Source organism: Dactylosporangium sucinum, assembly GCF_014647515.1.
GTDB lineage: Bacteria > Actinomycetota > Actinomycetes > Mycobacteriales > Micromonosporaceae > Dactylosporangium > Dactylosporangium sucinum.
In genome coordinates, this window is the sequence record NZ_BMPI01000058.1 from 74,485 (window position 1) to 74,830 (window position 346).

The following is a 346-nucleotide window of genomic DNA, read 5'->3' on the forward strand; positions in this document are numbered from 1 at the left end:
TAACCGCCGGTGGGCGACCGCATGAACTTGTTGTTCGTGACCTTGCCGTTGGTGATCTTGTAGTTGGCGTCGTACCAGTAGAACGAGTAGCCGCCGCCGTTCATCAGGTTGCTGTCGACCACGACGTCACTGATCGGGCCGATGTCGGCCTTGAGCAGGATGCAGGACGTCTGGGTGTTCTGGTTGTCCAGCCGGTTGTGCAGGATGCGCACGTAGGTCGCGTTCGTCGACTGGATGACGTCGTTGTGCTGGGCGGAACCGACACCCCGGGGGTCGTGCAGCCAGGAGTCCTGGACGGTGCCGCGGCCGTCGATGCGCAGGATGTCGCCGGAGCCGTGGGCGTTGA

1 protein-coding gene is annotated in these 346 nt (G+C 63.3%); it reads right to left on the reverse strand.

Features of this window, described 5'->3' with window-relative positions; translation table 11 throughout:
• On the reverse strand, nucleotides 1-346 hold a 346-nt coding region (locus tag IEZ31_RS41540; protein ID WP_229836516.1), incomplete at both ends, for a hypothetical protein.